The organism is Roseixanthobacter finlandensis, from assembly GCF_043195105.2.
GTDB lineage: Bacteria > Pseudomonadota > Alphaproteobacteria > Rhizobiales > Xanthobacteraceae > NCEH01.
The window spans coordinates 709,599-728,955 of sequence record NZ_CM195536.1 but is presented as its reverse complement, the minus strand read 5'-3'; the positions used below and the strand labels follow the sequence as shown (position 1 = coordinate 728,955).

The window sequence follows — 19,357 nt, the reverse complement described above, 5'->3', positions numbered from 1 at the left end:
GACATGACCGTCTTCCTCGACGTGCTTCTCGGCGGCGTGTTTCACGCCGCCATCCTTTTCCTCGTGGCCGCGGGCCTTCAACTGGTCTTCGGCGTCCAGAAAATCGTCAATCTCGCGTGCGGCTCCTTCTATGCGCTCGGGGCCTATTTCGGCATCACGGCGGTGGGATTTGCCGCCCAGCTCGGCCTGCCGAGCGTCCTGGTGCTGCCGGTGCTGATCCTCGCGGGCCTCGCCATCGGCCTGGTCGGCCTGCCGGTGGAACGGGTTCTGCGCACGATCTACAATCGGGATGAAAGCTACCAGCTGCTGATCACCTTCGGCTTCCTGCTGATGTTCCAGGACGTATTTCGCTTCTTCTGGGGCGCGACGCCGCGCACCTTGGACAACGCCTATCTGGTCTATGGCACCGCCGAATTCCTGGGCGTGCAGGTGCCGACCTATAATCTTCTGGTGATCGCCGCGAGCATCGCCATCGCGCTCGGCCTCGGCCTGTTCCTCCAGCGCACCCGCATGGGCCGCATCATCCGCGCCACGGCGGAAAACCGGAACATGACCGAAGCCATGGGCGTGGATTCCAACCGCATCTTCGCCGCCGTCTTCACGGTGGGCTGCATGCTCGGCACGGTGGGCGGGGCGCTGGTGGTGCCGGCGTCCGCCTCCTCGCTCGACATGGCGGTGGAACTGGTGGTGGAGGCGTTCGCCGTGGTGGTCATCGGCGGCCTCGGCTCCATGCGCGGCGCGCTCGCCGGCGCGCTCATCGTCGGGCTGATCCGCGCGGCGGCCATCATGGTGCTGCCGGAGGCGGAAATCCTGTCCATCTATGTGGTCGTGATCGCGGTGCTGATCCTGCGTCCGGCCGGGCTTTTCGGGAGGGCGGTCGCGTGAGAATTGAAACTTCGGTGCGCGCCGTGGCGCCCCCCGCCGCCCCGCCGATCTCCCGCCCCAAGGGCCTGTGGGCGCTTCTGGTGATCGTGGTGGCCATGGCGGCACTGCCGTTCATGGCCTCCACCTATACCCTCACCTTGATGGTGCCCTTCTTCGGCTTCGCCATCGCCTTGCTCGGCTTCAACCTGCTGTTCGGCTACACCGGGCTGCTGTCGTTCGGCCACGCCATGTTCCTCGGCGTCGGGGCCTATGCCGCGGCGGTGCTGACGAGCAAATTCGGCGTGCGCTCGTTCGAGCTGGTCTTGCTGACCGCCATCGCGGCATCGACGCTCATCGCCCTGCCGGTGGGCTATTTGTGCGTGCGCTATACGCGCATCTTCTTTGGCATGCTGACGCTGGCGTTCGGCATGCTGTTCCATTCCGTCCTGTTCAAATTCTACGGCCTCACCGGCGGCGACCAGGGCATGCGCGTGGTGCGGCCCCTGCTGTTCGGCATGGACAGCGCGGGCGGCAAGACAGCTTTTCTCACCGGGCCGTTTTATTATTACGCGCTCGGCCTGCTGGCGGTGCTCGGCTTCGTCATGTGGCGCATCGTGCGCTCGCCGTTCGGCCTGCATCTGCAGGCGATCCGCGAGAATGCGCAGAAGGCCTCCTATCTCGGCGTGCAGGTCTCCCGCACGCGCCTGGCCGCCTTCGTCATCTCCGCCATCTATGGCGCGGTGGGCGGGGCGATCCTGGCGGTGTCCATCGGCCTTGCCGACCCGGAGATGGTCTATTGGACCCAGTCCGGCAATCTCGTCTTCATGGCGGTGCTGGGCGGCTCCGGCTCGTTCGTCGGGCCGGTGATCGGCGGGCTCGCCTTCGTTCTGCTCCAGGACAGCGTGATGGCGGCGACCCAATATTGGCGCTTCGTCATGGGCGCGATCCTGGTGCTGCTGGTGATCTTCTTTCCGCGCGGCATCGCGGGCATCGCCGGAGACGTCGTCGCCCGCTTCAGGAAGGGGAACTGACCCATGGCCGCCCTTCTCGCCGCCCATTGCGTTTCCAAGAGCTATGGCGCGTTCCAGGCGCTGCGCGATGTGTCCCTCTCCATCTCGGACGGGGAATTCATCTCCATCGTCGGGCCGAACGGCGCCGGCAAGAGCACGCTGGTGCATGTGCTCACCGGCCTGCTGAAGCCCACCGCCGGCCATGTGCATTTCCACGGCGCCAACATCGCCGGCATCGGCCCGGTGGAGCTGGCCCGGCGCGGCATGGCGCGGGGGTTCCAATTGGTGAACATCTTCCCCGCGCTGACGGTGCGCGAGACCCTGGCGGTGGCCGCGGCCTCGCGCCTGAAGCGCATCGCCAACCCGTTCCGCTCGCTCACCCGCGACCGCGAGGTGCGCGCCGACGTGGAGGAGGTGGCGGACATCTTCAACCTGCGCCACCGGCTCGATCAGCCGGCTTCCGCCCTCTCCCAGGGCGAGAAGAAATTGCTGGATGTGGCGAGCGCCTTCGCCCTCAAGCCGCAGTTGATCCTGATCGACGAGCCCACCTCCGGCGTTTCCACCGGCGACAAGCATTCGATCATGGAATTGCTGGTCACGGCGGCGCGCAAGGCCGGGGTGCGCGGCATCATCCAGGTGGAACACGACATGGATTTGGTGGCGCGCTATTCCGACCGCATCATCGCGCTTCAAGGCGGCGCGGTGCTGGCGAACGAGCCACCGGCCACCTTCTTCCGCGATCCCGCGCTGATCGCCGCCGTGGTGGGCACGCGCCCGCCCACCGTTCCTCATAAATCCGCAGCGGAGGCCCGCCCATGCTGACCCTGTCCGGGCTGAAGGTGGATATCGGCGGCAGCCGCATCCTCAATGGCATCGACCTCACCGTTGCGCCGGGCGAGCTGGTGTGCCTCATCGGCCGCAACGGCGCGGGGAAGACCACGACCCTGCGCGCGATCATGGGCTATCGCAAGCCCGTGGCCGGCTCCATCGCCTTCCTGGGGGAGGAATTGACCCGCCTCCCGACGCATCGGATCGCCCAGATGGGCATCGGCTTCTCGCCCGAGGAATCCGAAGTGTTCGGCGATCTCACGGTGGCCGAGAATATTGCGCTGCCCACCTGGACCCGCCCCGGCGGCGACGGCAGCGAAGCGCGCATCGAGCGGGCGCTGACCGTCTTCCCCAAGCTGCGGCAATATCTGCATCGCGGCGGCATGCAATTGTCCGGCGGCGAACGCAAGATGGTGTCGGTCGCCCGCGCGCTGGCGCTCGATCCCAAATTGCTGCTGCTGGATGAGCCGTTCGAGGGGCTCTCCCCCGCCATCATCCCGGTCATCGGCGCCGGCATCGCCGCCATCCGTGCCATGGGGCAAGCGGTGCTGATGGCGGAATCCAACGTCCACCACCTGCCGGAGGATGTGGACCGCCTCTATGTGATCGAGCGCGGCGAACTGATCTTCTCCGGCTCGGTGGCCGCCGCGCATCGCGACAAGGCGGTGATGCGGGTGATCGCCGGCGAGGTGGAGCTGGATCCCGTTTGATGTCCCCTTCCCCCACCTTCCCGCTGCGCTATCGCGTGGCTGTGCTCCACGCGCCCCATGCGCCCCTGTCCATCGAAACCGTCGAAGCGCGTGCCCTCGCCCCGCGCGACGTGCTGGTGCGGGTGAAGGCCGCCGGCCTGTGCCACACCGATCTTGAGGTGATCGAAGGCGGCCTGCGCTATCCCCCGCCCTTGGTGCTGGGCCATGAGGCGGCCGGCATCGTGGAGGCGGTCGGGCGGGAGGCGCACGGGGTGAAGGTGGGCGACCATGTGGTGCTCTCCTGGAATCCCTGGTGCGGCACCTGCTTCTATTGCGACCGTTCGCTGCCGATCCTGTGCGAGAGCTATCTCGCCGAGGGGCCGAAAGCCCGCGCCTTCGACGGCACCGCCAAGGCCCATCTCGCCGACGGGCGGGAGCTGGGCGCGCTCATGTTCCTCGGCGCGTTCGGCGACTATTGCATCGTGCCGGACCAGCAGGCGATCCCGGTGCCGCGCGACCTGCCGTTCGATGAAGCCTGCCTCATCGGCTGCGGAGTGATGACCGGGGTGGGCGCGGCGCTCAACGTCGCGCGCATCTCACCGCGCGACACGGTGCTGGTGCTCGGCTGCGGCGCGGTGGGGCTCGCCGCGGTGCAGGGCGCGCGGCTCGCGGGGGCCGAGCAGATCCTCGCCGCCGACCTCAGCGAGGAAAAGCTCGCCCTCGCCAAAAGCATGGGCGCGACCCATGGCGTCAACGCCCGCACCGGCGACGTGGTGGACACCGCGCGCGCCCTCACGAACGGGCGCGGCGCCGACGTGGTGCTGGAATCCGCCGGGGCACCGATCGCCTTCCGCACCACGCTGGAGGCGGTGCGGCCGGGTGGCGAGGTGATCTGGCTCGGCAAGATCGATGTGGCGAACGACGTGGCGTTCCGCTGGGGGTCGCTGATGGGGGAAAAGCGCATCCGCCGCTCCTCTTATGGCGGCGCGCGCCCGCACAGCGATTTCCCCTTCCTCGCCCGCGCGGCGCTGGACGGGCGGCTGGATCTCAAGGGCCTGATCTCGCGGCGCATTGCGCTCGGCGACATCAACGAAGGCTTCGCCGCATTGAAGCGCGGCGAGACCATCCGCAGCGTGATCGAGATGTAGCCGGGGGCCTTCCCGCGTCCCGGCCAAGCGCAGCGCCGAAGGCGCGGAGCGCATCCCCGCCAATCGCAGCGCCGAAAGCGCGGAGCGCGAGCCGGGACCCAGCGCAAAAAGCCGCCGCAGGCGCTTCAATAACCGCTTCACTCCAGATGCGCGGCGCTTCGCCCGAAAAAGCGCGCGGCGCGTTCGCGGCTGCGCCGCCTTCCTCCCTGGATCCCGGCTCGGCGCTCCGGCGCGCCGTCGCTGGGCCGGGAAATGTTCTTCAGCCCGCAGGCGCGTCGGGATAATATTGCGGCGCCTCGCGGCGGTCGAACATGCCGTAATCGCGGATGATGCGGACCCGCAGAGCGCGGCGCTCCTCCCCCTCCGCCGGCGCCCAGGCCGGAAGCGGGGCTGCCTCCTCTAGCGGGAACAGAAGCAGGCTTTTGCCGGGCGCGTAGATGCTGTCGTAGATCTCGCAATCCGCAAGGCCGATGCCGGAACCGGCCAGCAACGCGGACAGCGCCTCCTCCCCGAGGAACGCCCCAGCGGAGGCGGTGCGCGCCACTTCCAGGATGCCGACACCCGTGGCGCTGCCCACCTGCGTCGCGTCGAAGCGCTGCTGCGTCGGCGGCGTGTCGTGCGCACTGTCGCTGACCGCCTCGCCGATGCGCAGGTGATAATCCTCGAAGGTCTTGGTGCGCCCCAATTCCTGCACCGCGTGGTGACGCCCCTCGGTGCGCCAGCGCACCAGCGCCTTTTCATCCCGCCACAGGGAGAAGGAAAGCAGCAGGCCGGGGGTGCGGCGCGCGGAAAAACGCTCCACGGAGAGGAAGCCATCCATCTCGATGAGGCGCGGCCGCAGCTCCTGCGCGAGGGCGAGATAGGCCTCCCATTGGTCGGGGCGGGGCCGGACTTCGAAAATCACCGCGAACATGCTGTCTGCCCCGTGCGCTAGCGCGCCTTTGCTGTGGTTCGACAAGGGCCCGCACCTTGCGGGAACCCTGATGAGTCTATAACATATTAGTTCGATATCAATTGCATCCAGGGGATCCGCCAATGAAAACATATAGGGGAGATCGCACCATAGACGGCGTCCAGGTTACCGTGGACGACGCGCCCCTGCCAGTGCGCGAGGACATCGCGGTATTGAGCCGCGACGGCTTCGAATGGAGCTATGAAGGCGAGGCGCCGGCCCAGCTCGCGCTCGCGCTTCTGGCCGATCATCTGTGCGATCCCAAGCGGGCGCTCGCCCTGCACCGCGGCTTCATGCGCGAGGTGGTCGCCAATTTCGCCAATGAATGGGAAATGACCTCCGACGACATCGACGCGGCGCTGATGGCGGTCGCCGCCTGAAGCGTCGCGCGCGGCGGGAAACCCTGGCGCACCAGGGGTTCAACGCGCCCCTTGCATCTGATATGTTAGTTATATATTAGTTAGTCCAACAGCCCAGGTGCGGCGGTCACGCCAGGGATGATCCCGCAGCCGAGAGAAGGAAGATTCCGATGGAACTGACGCAAAGCGTTATGTCGGACCGGCAGCGCAAATATCGCGAAACCTATCGCGAGCGGGTCACCGGCTGGTACAATGGCTGGCTGCACATGCTGATCATCTACACCATCGGCTTCACCGCGCTTTATGTGTATGCGGCCAATATCCATGCGGTGAAATGGTGGGAATGGTTCACCGTTCCGGTGGTTTTCCTGTTCTGCAATTTCTTCGAATGGGCGCTGCATCGCTACATCATGCACCGGCCCTCGCGCATCCCGTTGTTTCGCGCGGTCTATAACCGCCACACGCTGATGCATCACCAATTCTTCACCGAAGAGGAAATGCGCTTCGCCGATCATCACGACTGGCGCGTCACCTTCTTCCCGCCCTATGCGCTCGTCACCTTCACCCTGATGTCCATTCCGGGCGCGGTGATCCTGTCGTGGCTGATCTCGCCGAACGTGGGCTGGCTGTTCATCACCACCACGACCTCGATTTATCTTGTGTATGAATTCATGCACTTCTGCTGCCATGTGGAAGAAAGCTGGTTCGTGCGCAACATGCCGTTCGTGAATACGATCCGCCGCCACCACACCGCCCATCATGATCAGTCGATCATGATGGAGCGCAACATGAACCTCACCTTCCCCATCATGGACTGGCTGTTCGGAACGTCCGACCTCGATCGCGGCCTGATCGGCCACATCTTCAACGGCTATGACACCAGCCGGGTGAAGACCAACATGCGCCGCACCGCGCGCACCCCGCGCCCGCAGGCCTCCTCCCGTTCGGTCGCCGCCGAATGAGCGCCATCGAGCCCAATGTCGCCGCGCTTTTGTGGTTCGCCTTGCTGTGGACCACCACCTGCCTCGGCTTCCTGATCCTGTGCGGCATGTATCCCATGCACACCCGCCCGCAGGCCGCCCGCGCGTCGGGGGCGCTTGCTCTCATCGTGCTGAACAGCGTCCTGTGGCTGGCGCTCGCCGCCGGCACGCTGGCCTTCGGCTATGGCGAATTGCGCCTCACGACGCTGATCGTCGTCGGCGGCCTTGTGATGCTGTTCGCCCCCGCCCCGTTCGAGGCCATGCCGGCCATATGGCGTGACGGGCGGCGCGGGCTCGCCGCCCTGCTCGTCGTGCAGGCGGCGGGGCTCGCGGTGTGGCTCGCGGTCAGTCAGGCCGGCGCCCAGTTTGTCGGCGCCCAGCTGGCCGGTGCCCCGCTGGTCTGACGGCGATGTGTGCGCCGCAAAACCAAGACTTTTCTTCCAAGGACCAAGGCCATGCCCTTTCACATCAAATTCGGCCTCTCGATCATCGTTCTGCTTGTGACGGCTGCGGGCTATGCCCTGCAAGCCCATCTCGGGCAGACCACGCCGAAATACGCGGTCGCGTTCCTGGGCCTCTTCATGGTGGTCGCCATGTGGGTATTCCCGGAGGTGGAGCGCAAGAAGATCGATCGCCGCTGACCGCGCCCGGCGCGGCGGGCGCCGTTCTGCCCTGATCGACGCACGCCGCATCTGCCTTCGCCTCCGGCCGCTCCCGCTGCCGGAGGTGCTTTCGTTCGCGTGCCATCGTTCGCGCACGCCACAAGGAGGGAAAAATCGCGCCCGCGTTTCGGGATGCGAAAAAAGGGGATGGCGTCCGCCCCTCCGCCCGCTCATAAATCCCCGACCCGGAAGAAGCCGAGAGAGCGCCATGACCGACACCTTCACCGCCCTTGTGATCGAGGATGAGGCGGGCAAGCCCAAGGCCAGCTTCAAGCAGCTCACCTTTTCCGACCTGCCGGATCATGACGTGCTGGTGGAAATCGCCTTCTCCACGCTCAATTACAAGGACGGCCTCGCGGTCTCCGGCAAGAGCCGCATCGCCCGCAAGCCGCCTTTGGTCGGCGGCATCGACCTTGCCGGCACGGTGGTGGAATCGCGTTCGCCCGAATGGCGCACCGGCGACAAGGTGGTGGTGAACGGCTGGGGCCTCTCGGAAACCGAATGGGGCGGCTATTCCCGGTTCCAGCGCGTAAAGAGCCAATGGCTGGTCCGCCTGCCGGACGCCTTCAGCCTCCAGGATGCGATGGCCATCGGCACCGCCGGCTATACCGCCGCGCTGTGCGTGGATTCGCTCGTGGCCTGGGGCGCCATCCAGCCCGGCGGCAAGGAAGTGCTGGTGACCGGGGCCGCCGGCGGTGTCGGCTCCATTGCCATCGCGCTGCTGGCGCATGTGGGCTACAATGTCACCGCCTCGACCGGGCGGCCCGATACCCATGCGTATCTCGCCGACCTCGGCGCCAGCGCCTTCATCGACCGGGCGAGCCTCGCCGAGAAGGGCGCGCCGCTGCAGAAGGAGCGCTGGGCGGGCGCGGTGGATTCGGTCGGCTCCACGACCCTGGTGAACGTGATCGCGCAGACCGTCTATGGCGGCGCGGTGGCGGCGTGCGGCCTTGCCGGCGGCGCCGACCTGCCGGGCACGGTGCTGCCCCACATCCTGCGCAGCGTCGCGCTGCTGGGCGTCGATAGCGTCATGGCGCCCACCGCCCGGCGCGCGAACGCCTGGGCGCGCCTTGCCCGCGACCTCGACCGGGACAAACTCGCCGCCATGACGCGGGTGGAACCCATGTCGCGCCTGCCCGAGCTGGCGCAGGAGATCCTGGCCGGACAGGTGCGCGGACGCATCGTCATCGACGTCGCCCGCTGATCGCCGCCCAGCCATGGACACGGCCGCTCCCCCCTTCGACCTCGCCGTCATCGGCGGCGGGGTCAATGGCTGCGGCATCGCCCGCGACGCGGCGGGGCGGGGCGCATCCGTGGTGCTGTTCGAACAGGGCGACCTCGCCTGCGGCACCTCCTGCGCCTCCACCAAGCTGATCCACGGCGGGCTGCGCTATCTGGAGCATTACGAATTCCGCCTGGTGCGCGAGGCGCTGATGGAGCGCGAGATCCTGTGGGGCCTCGCGCCCCACATCATCTGGCCACTGCGCTTCGTGCTGCCCTATCTGCCCGGCCTGCGCCCGGCCTGGATGCTGCGGCTCGGCCTGTTCCTCTACGACCATCTCGGCGGGCGCAAGCTGCTGCCGCCGTCGCGCATGCTGAACCTCGCGCGTGACCCGGCCGGCGCGCCGCTGCAGGCAACTCTCACCCGCGCGTTCGAATATTCCGACTGCTGGGTGGAGGATTCCCGCCTCGTGGTGCTGAACGCCCTCGATGCGCAGGAGCGCGGCGCCGACATCCGCCCGGGCACGCGGGTGGTGGGCGCGGTGCGCGCCGACGGGCTCTGGGTGATCGAGACCGAGCGTGACGGCATGCGCGAGAGCGTGCGCGCGCGGGCGCTGGTGAATGCCGGCGGGCCGTGGGTGTCCCATGTGCTCGACACCCTGAACCTGCACGAGCGCGCCCATGTGCGGCTGGTCCAGGGCAGCCACATCGTGGTGCCGCGCCTGTTCGATCACGACCGCTGCTACATCTTCCAGAATGCCGACGGCCGCATCATCTTCGCCATCCCCTACGAGGGCGATTTCACCCTGATCGGCACCACGGACCAGGATTATTCCGGCGCGCCCGAGGACGTGCGCGCGAGCCAAGCCGAGATCGCCTATCTGTGCGCGGCGGCGAGCGAATATTTCGCCACGCCCGTCGCGCCCGGCGACGTGGTGTGGAGCTATAGCGGCGTGCGCCCGCTCTATGACGACGGCGCGAGCAAGGCGCAGGAGGCCACCCGCGACTATGTGCTGGTGCTCGATGCCCCGCACGGCGCCGCGCCGGTGCTGAGCGTGTTCGGCGGCAAGATCACCACCTATCGCCGGCTCGCGGAAAGCGCGCTGGACAAGCTGCACGCCCATCTGCCCGCCCCCCTGCGCGACGCGCGCCCGTGGACCGCAACCGCGCCTTTGCCCGGCGGCAATTTCGAGAAGACGCGCTTCGATGCCCTGGTGGGGGAGTTCGCGCGGCGCCATCCCGCCCTCGACCGCGCCCTGCTGCGCCGCCTCGCCCGCGCCTATGGCACCCGCGTTGATCGCCTGCTGGAGGGCGTAGCGGCGCCGGCTGACCTCGGCCGATGCTTCGGCGCGAACCTCTACGCCCGCGAGGTGGATTATCTCATGGACGCGGAATGGGCGCGCTGCGCCGCCGACATCCTCTGGCGCCGCTCCAAGCTCGGCCTGCGGGTCTCGGCCGAGCAGGCGGCGGCATTGGAGGATTATGTGGTGGCCCGGCGTGGTGCGTGACCTTCTGGTGCACGGCAGCGGCAGCGCCTCGCACGCTGAAGACATCCAACACGCGCCGCGCCCCTCCCCCCTTGCGGGGGAGGTCAGGGAGGGGGGTGTCGCTCCGCCTGTCCTGGCGATGGGGGTGTTCGCGGCACCATACCCACCCCCCCACCCCTCCCCCGCAAGGGGGGAGGGAGAAAGCTGAGCAGCGGCGGCCCGACGCGCAATGCGTGCCGGGAAGCGCGGTGGCTCCGGCGCCCCGAGTCGCCTAGTTTCGCGAGAACCAGAAGACACCGGGGGGAGCGCACATGGCTACCTACATCCTCGCCATCGACCAGGGCACCACCTCCTCGCGGGCGATCCTGTTCCGTCCCGACACCTCCATCGCCGCCATGGCGCAAGAGGAAGTGCCGCAGCATTATCCCGCTTCCGGCTGGGTGGAGCAGGAGGCCGAGGACATCTGGCGCACCACGCTCAAGGTGTGCCGCGCGGCGCTCGCGCGGGCCGGCGCCGGGGCGGGCGATATCGCCGCCATCGGCATCACCAACCAGCGCGAGACCACCCTGATCTGGGACCGCGCGACCGGCGAGGCCATCCATCGCGCCATCGTCTGGCAGGACCGCCGCACCGCCCCTTTGTGCGCCCGGCTGGAGGCCGAGGGCCACGGACCCATGGTGAGCGCGAGGACCGGCCTGCTGATCGATCCCTATTTCTCCGCCACCAAGATCGCCTGGATGCTCGATGCGGTGCCCGGCGCGCGGGCGCGGGCGGAGCGCGGGGAACTGGCCTTCGGCACGGTGGACAGCTTCCTTCTGCACCGCCTCACCGGCGGCCGCGTGCACGCCACCGACGCCACAAATGCCGCCCGTACCCTGCTGTTCGACATCCACGCCGGCGCCTGGGACGAAGACCTCCTCGCCCTGTTCGGCGTGCCCGCCGCCTTGCTGCCGCAGGTGCGCGACAGCTCCGGCCTGTTCGGCACCACGGACCCCGCTTTGTTCGGCGGCGCCATCCCCATCTGCGGCGTGGCGGGAGACCAGCAGGCGGCCATGGTGGGGCAGGCTTGCTTTTCGCCGGGCATGGTGAAATCCACCTATGGCACCGGCTGCTTCGCCTTGCTCAATACCGGGGAAACGCCGGTCGCCTCGCGCAACCGCCTGCTGACCACCATCGCCTATCAGCTGGAGGGGCGGCGCACCTATGCGCTGGAGGGCGCGATCTTCGTCGCCGGGGCGGCGGTGCAATGGCTGCGCGACGGGCTCGGGGTGATCGCCCATGCCCATGAGACCGGCGCGCTCGCGGCCGCGGCCGATCCCGAGCAGGACGTGATTTTGGTGCCGGCCTTCGTCGGGCTCGGCGCGCCCCACTGGCGGCCGGATGTGCGCGGCGCCCTGTTCGGCCTCACCCGCGCCACCGGGCCGAAGGAGCTCGCCCGCGCGGCACTGGAGAGCGTGTGCTTCCAGACCGTGGACCTCCTCACCGCCATGCGCGCCGACTGGACCGGGCAAGGCGAAGCAACCGTGTTGCGGGTGGACGGCGGCATGAGCGCCTCGGACTACACCATGCAGCGGCTCGCCGATCTGCTGGGCGCGCCGGTGGACCGGCCGGTGGTGCAGGAGACCACGGCGCTGGGCGCCGCCTATCTCGCCGGCCTCGGCTGCGGCCTCTTCCCCGCCCCGGAGGCGTTCGCCGCGCGCTGGCGGCTGGACCGGCGCTTCACCCCGCAGATGAGCGAAGCGGCCCGCGCCGCCCGGCTCGCGGCCTGGGACGCGGCGATCGCGTGCCTCGCGCCGAAATCGGCAACATGACCGCGGATTTCCGTAAACTTCGGCTTGCCGAAATCTTGTGCGCCGAATATTGGGCGAAATCGCGCGGTGAAGAGGCTTCATGCATCTGAAATTCAAGTGAGAAGCGATGAAGCAACGTCATTATATTGCATTTTTATGACGTGACATGGCGCAAAGACATCGGAGCGAAACGCGGGATAATCTTTGCGATAGAACCATTTATGGTATTTAAATCATGTCCTCACACGCCCGCCCCCCGGTTTTCCCGACCGCGCTCCCCGGACCCCTGTCCTCGCTCGAAGCCATGGCGAGGTCGATGCCTCCAGCGCCCGAACCGAGCGCTGAATTGGAGGCAAAGCTTCAGATCAGTCATGTCAATTTCCGCTATGGGAAGGACTTGGCGCTGAAGGACATCAGCATTCCCATCTATAAACACAAGGGAACGGCCTTCATTGGCCCGTCGGGTTGCGGAAAATCCACGCTGCTGCGCATCCTGAACCGCATGTATGATCTTTATCCGGACCAGCATGTCACCGGTTCCGTCTTTATGGACGGCGAGGATATCTTGTCCCATGCGGTCGATCCCATCGCGTTGCGGGCGAAGATCGGCATGGTGTTCCAAAAGCCGACACCGTTCCCCATGTCGATCTATGACAACGTCGCCCTGGGCATGCGGCTGAACGAAGAACTCTCGCCATCTCAATTAGATGGCCGGGTCGAAGACGCCTTGCGGCGGGCCGCGCTGTGGGAGGAGGTCAAGGACATCCTCCCCCAAAGCGGGCTCAGCCTCTCGGGCGGCCAGCAGCAACGCCTGTGCATCGCACGGACCATCGCGGTAAAGCCGGAGGTGATCCTTCTGGACGAACCGTGTTCCGCGCTCGATCCGCTGACGACGGCGAAGATCGAGGAGACAATCGACGAACTGAAAATAGATTATACCATCGTCATCGTCACCCACAACATGCAGCAGGCGGCGCGCGTGTCCGAATACGTGGCCTTCATGTATCTCGGCGAGATCATCGAGTTTGGTCCGGCGCAACAGATCTTCACAAACCCCGAGGACGAGCGCACCCGCCGCTACATCACCGGCCGCTTCGGCTAGGGCGGCTTGGGGCAGCTGCGCGGAAGCGCGAACCATTTTCGCATCTTAGATCGCGCAAAAACAAGGACTTATGGAAACTTCGGGCGCCCGACGCCGCCATGCAATGTCCACGCAAGCCGACACCGGAACAATCCGGACGATCACCGTCGGCCATCCCGTGAGCCCAGCCCGCTCCCCGGTACCGGCGTATCCTGGCGCAGAAGGGGCATGCGATGTTTGGGGCCTTGCTCCGTAAGCGTTCACCGGACGCGGACGAACCCGTCCGCCCGCTCGACATCGCCCCCCCTCCCCCCGATCCGGCCCCTGCGACCGCGACCTCCGATCCGCTCATCTGCTTGGTCGAGGCTGATATTCATCGCGCCCGCACCCGCCTCGCCGAGACCGCCGCGCAGATGGCCGGCGCCTGCGCCGACGGCGTCCGCGGCACCGAGGCGATCCGCCACGACAGCGACCATCTCGCCGGAAAGACCGAACAGGCCAGGACCAGCGCGGCGGAGCTCACCGGCGCCCTGACCGCCCTCGCCACAACCAATGACCAGATCGGCCGACAGGCGCACACCTCGGACACGCTCGCCGCCCGCGCCGGCGAGGCCGCATCCCAAGCCTCTGGCGCCATTGTTGAATTGCGCTCCGCCATCGGCGAGATCAAGGCCGTGGTGTCGCTGATCGCCGACATCGCCGGGCAAACCAACCTGCTCGCCCTCAACGCCTCCATCGAGGCCGCCCGGGCCGGAGCGGCAGGCGCCGGCTTCGCCGTGGTGGCGAGCGAAGTGAAGGGCCTCGCCTCCGCCACCCACCGCGCCACCGGCGAGATCGGCGCCAAGATCGACCGTCTCATGCGGGCCGCCGAAACCAGCACCGGCGCGGTGAGCCAGGTGATTGAGGCAGTGGGAGAAATCCGCCCCGTCGCCTCGGCCGTCGCCGATGCCGTCGCGGGACAGGCCGACAGCATCGCCGATATCGGCCGCGCCGCCGCCCTGGCGCGCAGCTTCGCCGACGACGTCGATGCCGGCGCCCGCTCCATCCGCGCCGCCACAACCGAAGCCGCCGCCACCGGCGCGACCATCGAGGCCGCGAGCGCCGCCATGGGCCACGGCGCCGAGGACATGTCGCGCCATCTTCTCACGGTGCTGCGGCAGACCCCCATGGGCAACCGCCGCCGGCATCCGCGCTGGCCGGTGGATATCCCCGGCCGTATCATCGCCGGCACCACGAATTTGCGCATGAAGACCGTGGACCTCTCCCTCGGCGGCGCCCTCGTGGCGTTGCAGGACGGCACCTTGCGCGCGGGGCAGGCGTGCACGCTGGAACTGACCGGGCTCTCGCCCCTCGCCTGCCGTGTGGCAGCCCTGAGCCCGCTCGGCTGCCATCTGGCGTTCGATGAGGTCGGCGCGCCCGCCGTCGTGGCCCAGCTCGCTCTGGTGGCGAAATCCTACGAAACCATCATCGCCCGCGCCCAGCGCGGCGCCGCGGCAATCTCGGCCGCGCTGGAAGAGAGCGTGAAGACGGGCCGGATGACATTGGATGAGTTGTTCGACACCGATTACCGCGTGATCGAAGGCAGCGATCCCGTGCAATATGAGGTGCGCGCCCTGCGGATGCTCGACCAGATCCTGCCGGCGATCCAGGAGCCGATCCTCAAGGAAGACGCAAGCCTCTCCTTCGCAGCGGCGGTCGATATCAACGGCTATCTGCCGGTGCATAATGCTCAATATGCCCAGCCGCAGCGGCGCGGCGACCGGGCCTGGAACATGGCGCACGCCCGAAACCGCCGCATCTTCGATGATCGCGCCGGCCTGCTGGCGGCCCGCAACACCGACCCGCAGCTGATCCAGGTCTATGCCCGCGACCTCGGCCACGCGGTGGTCGTGATGCGGGAAGTGGATGTGCCGATCCATGTGGCCGGGCGCCATTGGGGCGGTTTCCGCACCGCCTACAGGCTCTGAGCGCCACCGGAGCGGCGCCCGGAACCTGCAAGCTCACGCCGGAAGCGGGCCGAGATAGTCCAGCTTGCCCACCGCCACGCCGGTATGCCGCAGCAGGGCATGGGCGGTGGCGAGGTGGAAGAAGAAGTTCGGCAAGGCGAAATCCAGCAGATAGCGGTCGCCGCCGGCAAAGGTGGTGGTGCGCACCGTGATCGGCTTTGCCTCGCTGCCGACGAACGCGGCCGGATCAAGGCTTTCCAGATAGGCGATGGTGTTGCGGGTACGCTCCAGCAACTCCGGAATGGTGGTTTCCGTGTCGTCGAACTTCGGCGCGGGCGTGCCGGATAGCCGCTCGCCCGAGGCTTTCGAGGTGTCGCTCACGCGCTGGACCTGACCGGCGAGGGTGAGCATGTCGGGATAGAGGCGGGTGCCCGGCAGGGCGTCGGGCTTGAAGCCGCGCTCTTCGGCGAAGGCGGCGCCCTTCTCCAGCTCGACCACCAGGGCGTTGAGCCCGCGCAGGAAAACCGGAACCGAGGCCTGGTACATGGAAAGTGCTGTCATGGCGCATGCCTGATCGTGTGGGGATTGGTGCGCGGACTTGTAGACCGCTTCGTGCAACGCCCCGAACACAAAGCCGTCAGGCCGGCCCCGCCTCCTGCCGCGTGAGACGGGTGGAATAGCTGTAGCGGTCGGCGGGGTGAACGCTGATCGAGATTTCCACCATGTCCTGCGGGCTGAGAATATATTGCCTGCGGATTTCGAGCGCATGGGCGCCGGCCTGCGCCTTCAGGGGACCGGCGACCCGCTCGGGAATACCCCCGGCCTTGATGTCCTGCCGGATCTCACGCATCCGCCGGCCGGAAATCTCTTCCACCAGCGTGCTGTAGATGCCCGCGTGGCCCGCCATCTTGGCGCGGACCTCGGCGGAAAAGGCGCCGTCGATATAGACGTCGGTCCAGCAGATCGGCAGCACATCCCCCGGCACGATGCGCAGGCTGGAGATGCGCAGCCAGCGCTGGCCCGGCTTGCAGCCGAGCTTCTGGGCCAGTTCCGCGTCCGCCACCACATCCGCCACGTCCTGGGTGTGACGCTCCGTCTCCACGCCGAACTGCTGCACCGCCTCGACCGTCGCGAGGGTCTGCACGAAGCCGCCGCTGCGACTGACTGGAACCGCCGCTTCCACGCGCGTGCCGGCGCTCTTGCGGCGGCTGACGAGACCGGAGGCCTCCAGTTCGCGCATGGCGGCGCGCACCGTGGACCGGCTGACCGAGAACTGGTCCGCAAGCTCGAATTCGTTCGGCAGGAAGGACCCCACGGGATGGCGACCGCTGGATATCGCTTCCGCGAGGGCACGGGCGACGTAGGCGTATCGCGTCTCCAAGGTGGAGAATCTCCTTATGACTCCGGGACCTCATGAAAGCCCGACCGGCGCCGCCTTCGTCAAGCCAGACGATTGACACCGGTTTTATGTTGGTACAATAAATTATGTACGAACATAAATCCTTCGGAGGATGCCCCTTGGCCAGCACGGTCTTCGATTCCGCCTTGTTCCGCGACATGTTCGGCACGGCCGAGATGCGGGCGGTATTCACCGACGAGGCGCTGGTCGGGCGCTATCTGGAGGCGGAAGCCGCGCTCGCCCGCGCCCAGGCGCGCACCGGCACCATCCCCAAGGACGCCGCCCAGGCCATCGACGCCGCCTGCCGGACCATCCAGATCGACTTCGAGAAGCTGCGGGAAGAGACCGAGATCGTCGGCTATCCCATCCTGCCGCTGGTGCACCAGCTCGCGGCGGCGGCGGGTTCGGCGGGCGGGTTCGTCCATTGGGGCGCCACCACGCAGGACATCATGGACACCGCCAATGTCCTGCAAATCCGCGCCGCGCTCGACATCGTCGACCGCGACCTGAAGGCGGTCCGCGAGATCCTGGCGGACATGGCCAAGAAATACCGCGATACCCCCATGGCCGGCCGCACCCATCTCCAGCAGGCCCTGCCGGTGACGTTCGGCTACAAGGCGGCGGTGTGGCTCTCCTCGATCGACCGGCACATCGAACGCGTCGCCCAGGCGCGCCCGCGTATCCTGCTCGGCGAATTCTCCGGCGCCGCCGGTACCCTTGCCTCCATCGGCGAGGGCGGGCTTGAGATGCAGCGCCTGTATTGCGAGGAACTGGGCCTCGCTCAGCCTTCCATCACCTGGCACGTGGCGCGCGACGGCATCGCCGAGGCGGTGAGCTTGCTCGGCCTGATCACCGGTACGCTGGGCAAGATCGCCACCGACGTGATGCTCATGGCGGCGACCGAGTTCGGCGAGGTCTCTGAACCCTTCGTGCCGGGGCGCGGCGCCTCCTCTACCATGCCGCAGAAGCGCAACCCCATCTCCAGCGAACTGATGCTCGCGGCCGCCAAAGCGGTGCGCCAGCATGTGGCGACCATGCTCGACGGCATGATCCACGATTTCGAGCGCGCCACCGGGCCCTGGCACCTGGAATGGGTGTCGCTGCCGGAAAGCTTCCTGCTGACCGCTTCCGCGCTGTCGAACGCGAAATTCATGCTCGCGGGCCTCGTGGTGCATGAAGACCGCATGCGGCACAATCTCGGCCTGACCCACGGCCTCATCGTCGCCGAGGCGGTGATGATGGCGGCGGCGCCCAAGCTCGGCCGTCAACATGCCCATGATGTGGTCTATGACGCCTGCCGCACGGCGATCGAAGGGGGACAGGACCTCGCCGATCTGCTGGCCCAGGTGCCCGAGATCGTCGAGGCGCTGGGCGGCGTGGAGGCCATCCGGGCGCATTGCGACCCGGCCAATTATCTCGGCCTGTCCGGCGCCATGGTGGACCGGGTTCTCGCCGGCCCCGCCCCCATACCCGCGAAGCGCGACGCCGCCTGAGGCGATGCGCGCGGATTTCGCCAAGGCCTCGCAAGAACGCCACGCACCGTAAAATTCAGATCTTCAGGGAGACGCCAATGGCCACGATGGCAACCACTGACGGCACGGTTTCGCCGCCCCCCGGAACCGCAGCGAAGGCGAAGAAATCGATCTGGGGCAACCTCGGCTTCCAGGTTGCCATCTCCATGGTGCTTGGCATCGGGGTCGGCCTCATCTGGCCGGAATTCGGCGCCTCGCTGAAGGTGCTGGGCGACATCTTCCTACGCCTCATCAAGACCGCCGTCGCCCCCCTGGTGTTCCTCACGGTGGTGGTGGGCATCGTCGCCGCGGGCGACATCAAGCGGGTCGGCAAGGTGGGGCTGCTGGCGATGATCTATTTCGAGATCGTCTCCACCATAGCCCTCGCCGCCGGGCTGATCTTCGGCAACCTTTCCGGCGTCGGAAAAAACCTCGGCCACATCGCGGCGCCGGCAGCGGCGGCCAAGGGCGCGGCGGCGGCCGCAAAGGCGGCAGAAGGCTCGCACACCACCTTCAACACCTTCCTGCTCAATATTTTCCCGGATAATTTCATCGGCGCCTTCGCCCGGGGCGAACTGCTCCAGGTGCTGGTGATCGCGCTGATCTTCGGCTTCGGCCTGATGGCATTGAAGCCGGAGAAGCGGGCGCCCATCGAAGCCGGGCTCAATACCATCTCCACCGCCTTCTTCGAGTTCATCCACATCATCATGCGGCTCGCCCCCATCGGCACGTTCGGCGCGGTGGCCTATGCGGTGGGCGCCAACGGCACGGCGGTGCTGATCTCGCTCGCCTATTTCGTGGCGGCCTTCTACGTCCTGATCATCGGCTTCATCATCGTCGTGTTCGGTGCGGTGTGCGCGCTGTTCCGCATCAACCTATTCCATTTGCTGCGCTTCATCCGCGATGAAATCATCATCATGCTCGGCACCGCGTCGTCGGAAAGCGTGCTGCCGCGCCTGCTGGAAAAGCTGCCGCTCTATGGCGCCTCCAAGCAGACGGTCGGCCTCGTCTTGCCCACCGGCTATGCCTTCAACCTGGACGGCACGTCGCTGTTCATGTCCATGGGCATCGTGTTCCTCGCCAATGCCTACAACGTGCCGCTGAGCTGGGAGCAGGAACTGGGCATCCTCGCCATCATGCTGCTGACCTCGAAGGGCGCGGCGACGGTTTCCGGCGGCTCATTCGTGGTGTTCGCGGCAACCGTGACGGCGACGGGGATCCTGCCGGTGGACGGGCTGGCGCTGATCTTCGGCGTCTACCGCTTCCTGTCCATCGCGCTCGCAACCTGCAATGTGATCGGCAATGCGGTCGCGACCGTGGTGGTGGCCAAGCTCGCCGGCGAGTTCGACGAGACGGCGCGCAGCCGCCTCGACGCCGCCGAAGCAACCCTCTGAACGCCCGGGGAGGCCGCGCGCCTCCCCGCCCCTTTT

General features: G+C 67.3%; 19 protein-coding genes. 16 read left to right on the top strand and 3 right to left on the bottom strand.

Features of this window, described 5'->3' with window-relative positions:
• Positions 1 to 3 precede the first annotated feature (3 nt).
• The 5 genes from V5G24_RS03400 to V5G24_RS03380 are packed head-to-tail and all read left to right on the top strand — an operon-like array spanning position 4 to position 4,539.
• A complete protein-coding gene (locus V5G24_RS03400) occupies positions 4 to 885 on the top strand; it encodes a branched-chain amino acid ABC transporter permease (protein WP_394079560.1) in 882 nt (293 codons plus the stop codon).
• Complete coding sequence (locus V5G24_RS03395) at positions 882 to 1,895, top strand: branched-chain amino acid ABC transporter permease (protein ID WP_394079558.1); 1,014 nt, start codon at positions 882 to 884, stop codon at positions 1,893 to 1,895. The genes V5G24_RS03400 and V5G24_RS03395 overlap by 4 nt, the downstream gene beginning before the upstream one ends.
• A gap of 3 nt (positions 1,896 to 1,898) precedes the next feature.
• A complete protein-coding gene (locus V5G24_RS03390) occupies positions 1,899 to 2,696 on the top strand; it encodes an ABC transporter ATP-binding protein (RefSeq protein ID WP_394079556.1) in 798 nt (265 codons plus the stop codon).
• Positions 2,690 to 3,412: an ABC transporter ATP-binding protein gene (locus tag V5G24_RS03385; protein ID WP_394079554.1), complete on the top strand. Its 723-nt coding sequence runs from the start codon at positions 2,690 to 2,692 to the stop codon at positions 3,410 to 3,412. Before V5G24_RS03390 ends, V5G24_RS03385 begins: the two co-directional genes overlap by 7 nt.
• The gene (locus V5G24_RS03380; RefSeq protein WP_394079552.1) at positions 3,412 to 4,539 is read left to right on the top strand and encodes a Zn-dependent alcohol dehydrogenase; all 1,128 of its coding nucleotides are present in this window, start codon (positions 3,412 to 3,414) and stop codon (positions 4,537 to 4,539) included. The genes V5G24_RS03385 and V5G24_RS03380 overlap by 1 nt, the downstream gene beginning before the upstream one ends.
• A gap of 259 nt (positions 4,540 to 4,798) precedes the next feature.
• Here the strand turns inward: V5G24_RS03380 and V5G24_RS03375 are convergent, their stop codons facing one another.
• Positions 4,799 to 5,452, bottom strand: a complete 654-nt coding sequence (locus V5G24_RS03375) for an antibiotic biosynthesis monooxygenase family protein (protein WP_394079550.1) — start codon at positions 5,450 to 5,452, stop codon at positions 4,799 to 4,801.
• Positions 5,453 to 5,574: 122 nt separating this feature from the next.
• Here V5G24_RS03375 and V5G24_RS03370 point away from each other — a divergent pair, with 122 nt between their 5' ends.
• The 9 genes from V5G24_RS03370 (at position 5,575) to V5G24_RS03330 (ending at position 15,038) form a co-directional block, all read left to right on the top strand.
• Positions 5,575 to 5,871 carry a DUF6166 domain-containing protein gene (locus V5G24_RS03370; protein WP_394079548.1) on the top strand — a complete coding sequence of 99 codons (297 nt, stop codon included), beginning with the start codon at positions 5,575 to 5,577 and terminating at the stop codon, positions 5,869 to 5,871.
• 149 nt (positions 5,872 to 6,020) lie between these two features.
• Positions 6,021 to 6,812 (top strand): sterol desaturase family protein, encoded by a 792-nt coding sequence (locus V5G24_RS03365; RefSeq protein ID WP_394079546.1) that lies wholly within the window; start codon positions 6,021 to 6,023, stop codon positions 6,810 to 6,812.
• Positions 6,809 to 7,234: a hypothetical protein gene (locus V5G24_RS03360; RefSeq protein WP_394079544.1), complete on the top strand. Its 426-nt coding sequence runs from the start codon at positions 6,809 to 6,811 to the stop codon at positions 7,232 to 7,234. The genes V5G24_RS03365 and V5G24_RS03360 overlap by 4 nt, the downstream gene beginning before the upstream one ends.
• A gap of 51 nt (positions 7,235 to 7,285) precedes the next feature.
• Positions 7,286 to 7,471, top strand: coding sequence for a hypothetical protein (locus V5G24_RS03355; protein ID WP_394067120.1), 186 nt, complete (start codon positions 7,286 to 7,288; stop codon positions 7,469 to 7,471).
• A 229-nt stretch (positions 7,472 to 7,700) separates the two neighbouring features.
• Complete coding sequence (locus V5G24_RS03350; RefSeq protein WP_394079542.1) at positions 7,701 to 8,696, top strand: MDR family oxidoreductase; 996 nt, start codon at positions 7,701 to 7,703, stop codon at positions 8,694 to 8,696.
• Positions 8,697 to 8,709: 13 nt separating this feature from the next.
• A complete protein-coding gene (gene glpD, locus V5G24_RS03345; RefSeq protein ID WP_394079540.1) occupies positions 8,710 to 10,221 on the top strand; it encodes a glycerol-3-phosphate dehydrogenase in 1,512 nt (503 codons plus the stop codon).
• A 290-nt stretch (positions 10,222 to 10,511) separates the two neighbouring features.
• The gene (glpK, locus tag V5G24_RS03340; protein ID WP_394079538.1) at positions 10,512 to 12,011 is read left to right on the top strand and encodes a glycerol kinase GlpK; all 1,500 of its coding nucleotides are present in this window, start codon (positions 10,512 to 10,514) and stop codon (positions 12,009 to 12,011) included.
• Between the two features lie 295 nt (positions 12,012 to 12,306).
• Positions 12,307 to 13,092, top strand: a complete 786-nt coding sequence (gene pstB / locus V5G24_RS03335; RefSeq protein WP_394079536.1) for a phosphate ABC transporter ATP-binding protein PstB — start codon at positions 12,307 to 12,309, stop codon at positions 13,090 to 13,092.
• A gap of 224 nt (positions 13,093 to 13,316) precedes the next feature.
• Complete coding sequence (locus V5G24_RS03330) at positions 13,317 to 15,038, top strand: methyl-accepting chemotaxis protein (RefSeq protein WP_394079534.1); 1,722 nt, start codon at positions 13,317 to 13,319, stop codon at positions 15,036 to 15,038.
• Positions 15,039 to 15,071: 33 nt separating this feature from the next.
• On the opposite strand, the gene V5G24_RS03325 is transcribed toward V5G24_RS03330, so the two are convergent.
• A complete protein-coding gene (locus V5G24_RS03325; RefSeq protein ID WP_394079532.1) occupies positions 15,072 to 15,578 on the bottom strand; it encodes a DUF1993 domain-containing protein in 507 nt (168 codons plus the stop codon).
• Positions 15,579 to 15,654: 76 nt separating this feature from the next.
• Positions 15,655 to 16,398 carry a GntR family transcriptional regulator gene (locus V5G24_RS03320; RefSeq protein WP_394079530.1) on the bottom strand — a complete coding sequence of 248 codons (744 nt, stop codon included), beginning with the start codon at positions 16,396 to 16,398 and terminating at the stop codon, positions 15,655 to 15,657.
• A gap of 104 nt (positions 16,399 to 16,502) precedes the next feature.
• Between V5G24_RS03320 and V5G24_RS03315 the strand changes: the two genes are divergently transcribed.
• Together V5G24_RS03315 and V5G24_RS03310 are read left to right on the top strand one after the other, a co-directional pair.
• The gene (locus V5G24_RS03315; protein ID WP_394079528.1) at positions 16,503 to 17,909 is read left to right on the top strand and encodes a class-II fumarase/aspartase family protein; all 1,407 of its coding nucleotides are present in this window, start codon (positions 16,503 to 16,505) and stop codon (positions 17,907 to 17,909) included.
• Positions 17,910 to 17,986: 77 nt separating this feature from the next.
• Positions 17,987 to 19,321 (top strand): cation:dicarboxylate symporter family transporter, encoded by a 1,335-nt coding sequence (locus V5G24_RS03310; RefSeq protein ID WP_394079526.1) that lies wholly within the window; start codon positions 17,987 to 17,989, stop codon positions 19,319 to 19,321.
• Positions 19,322 to 19,357 lie beyond the last annotated feature (36 nt).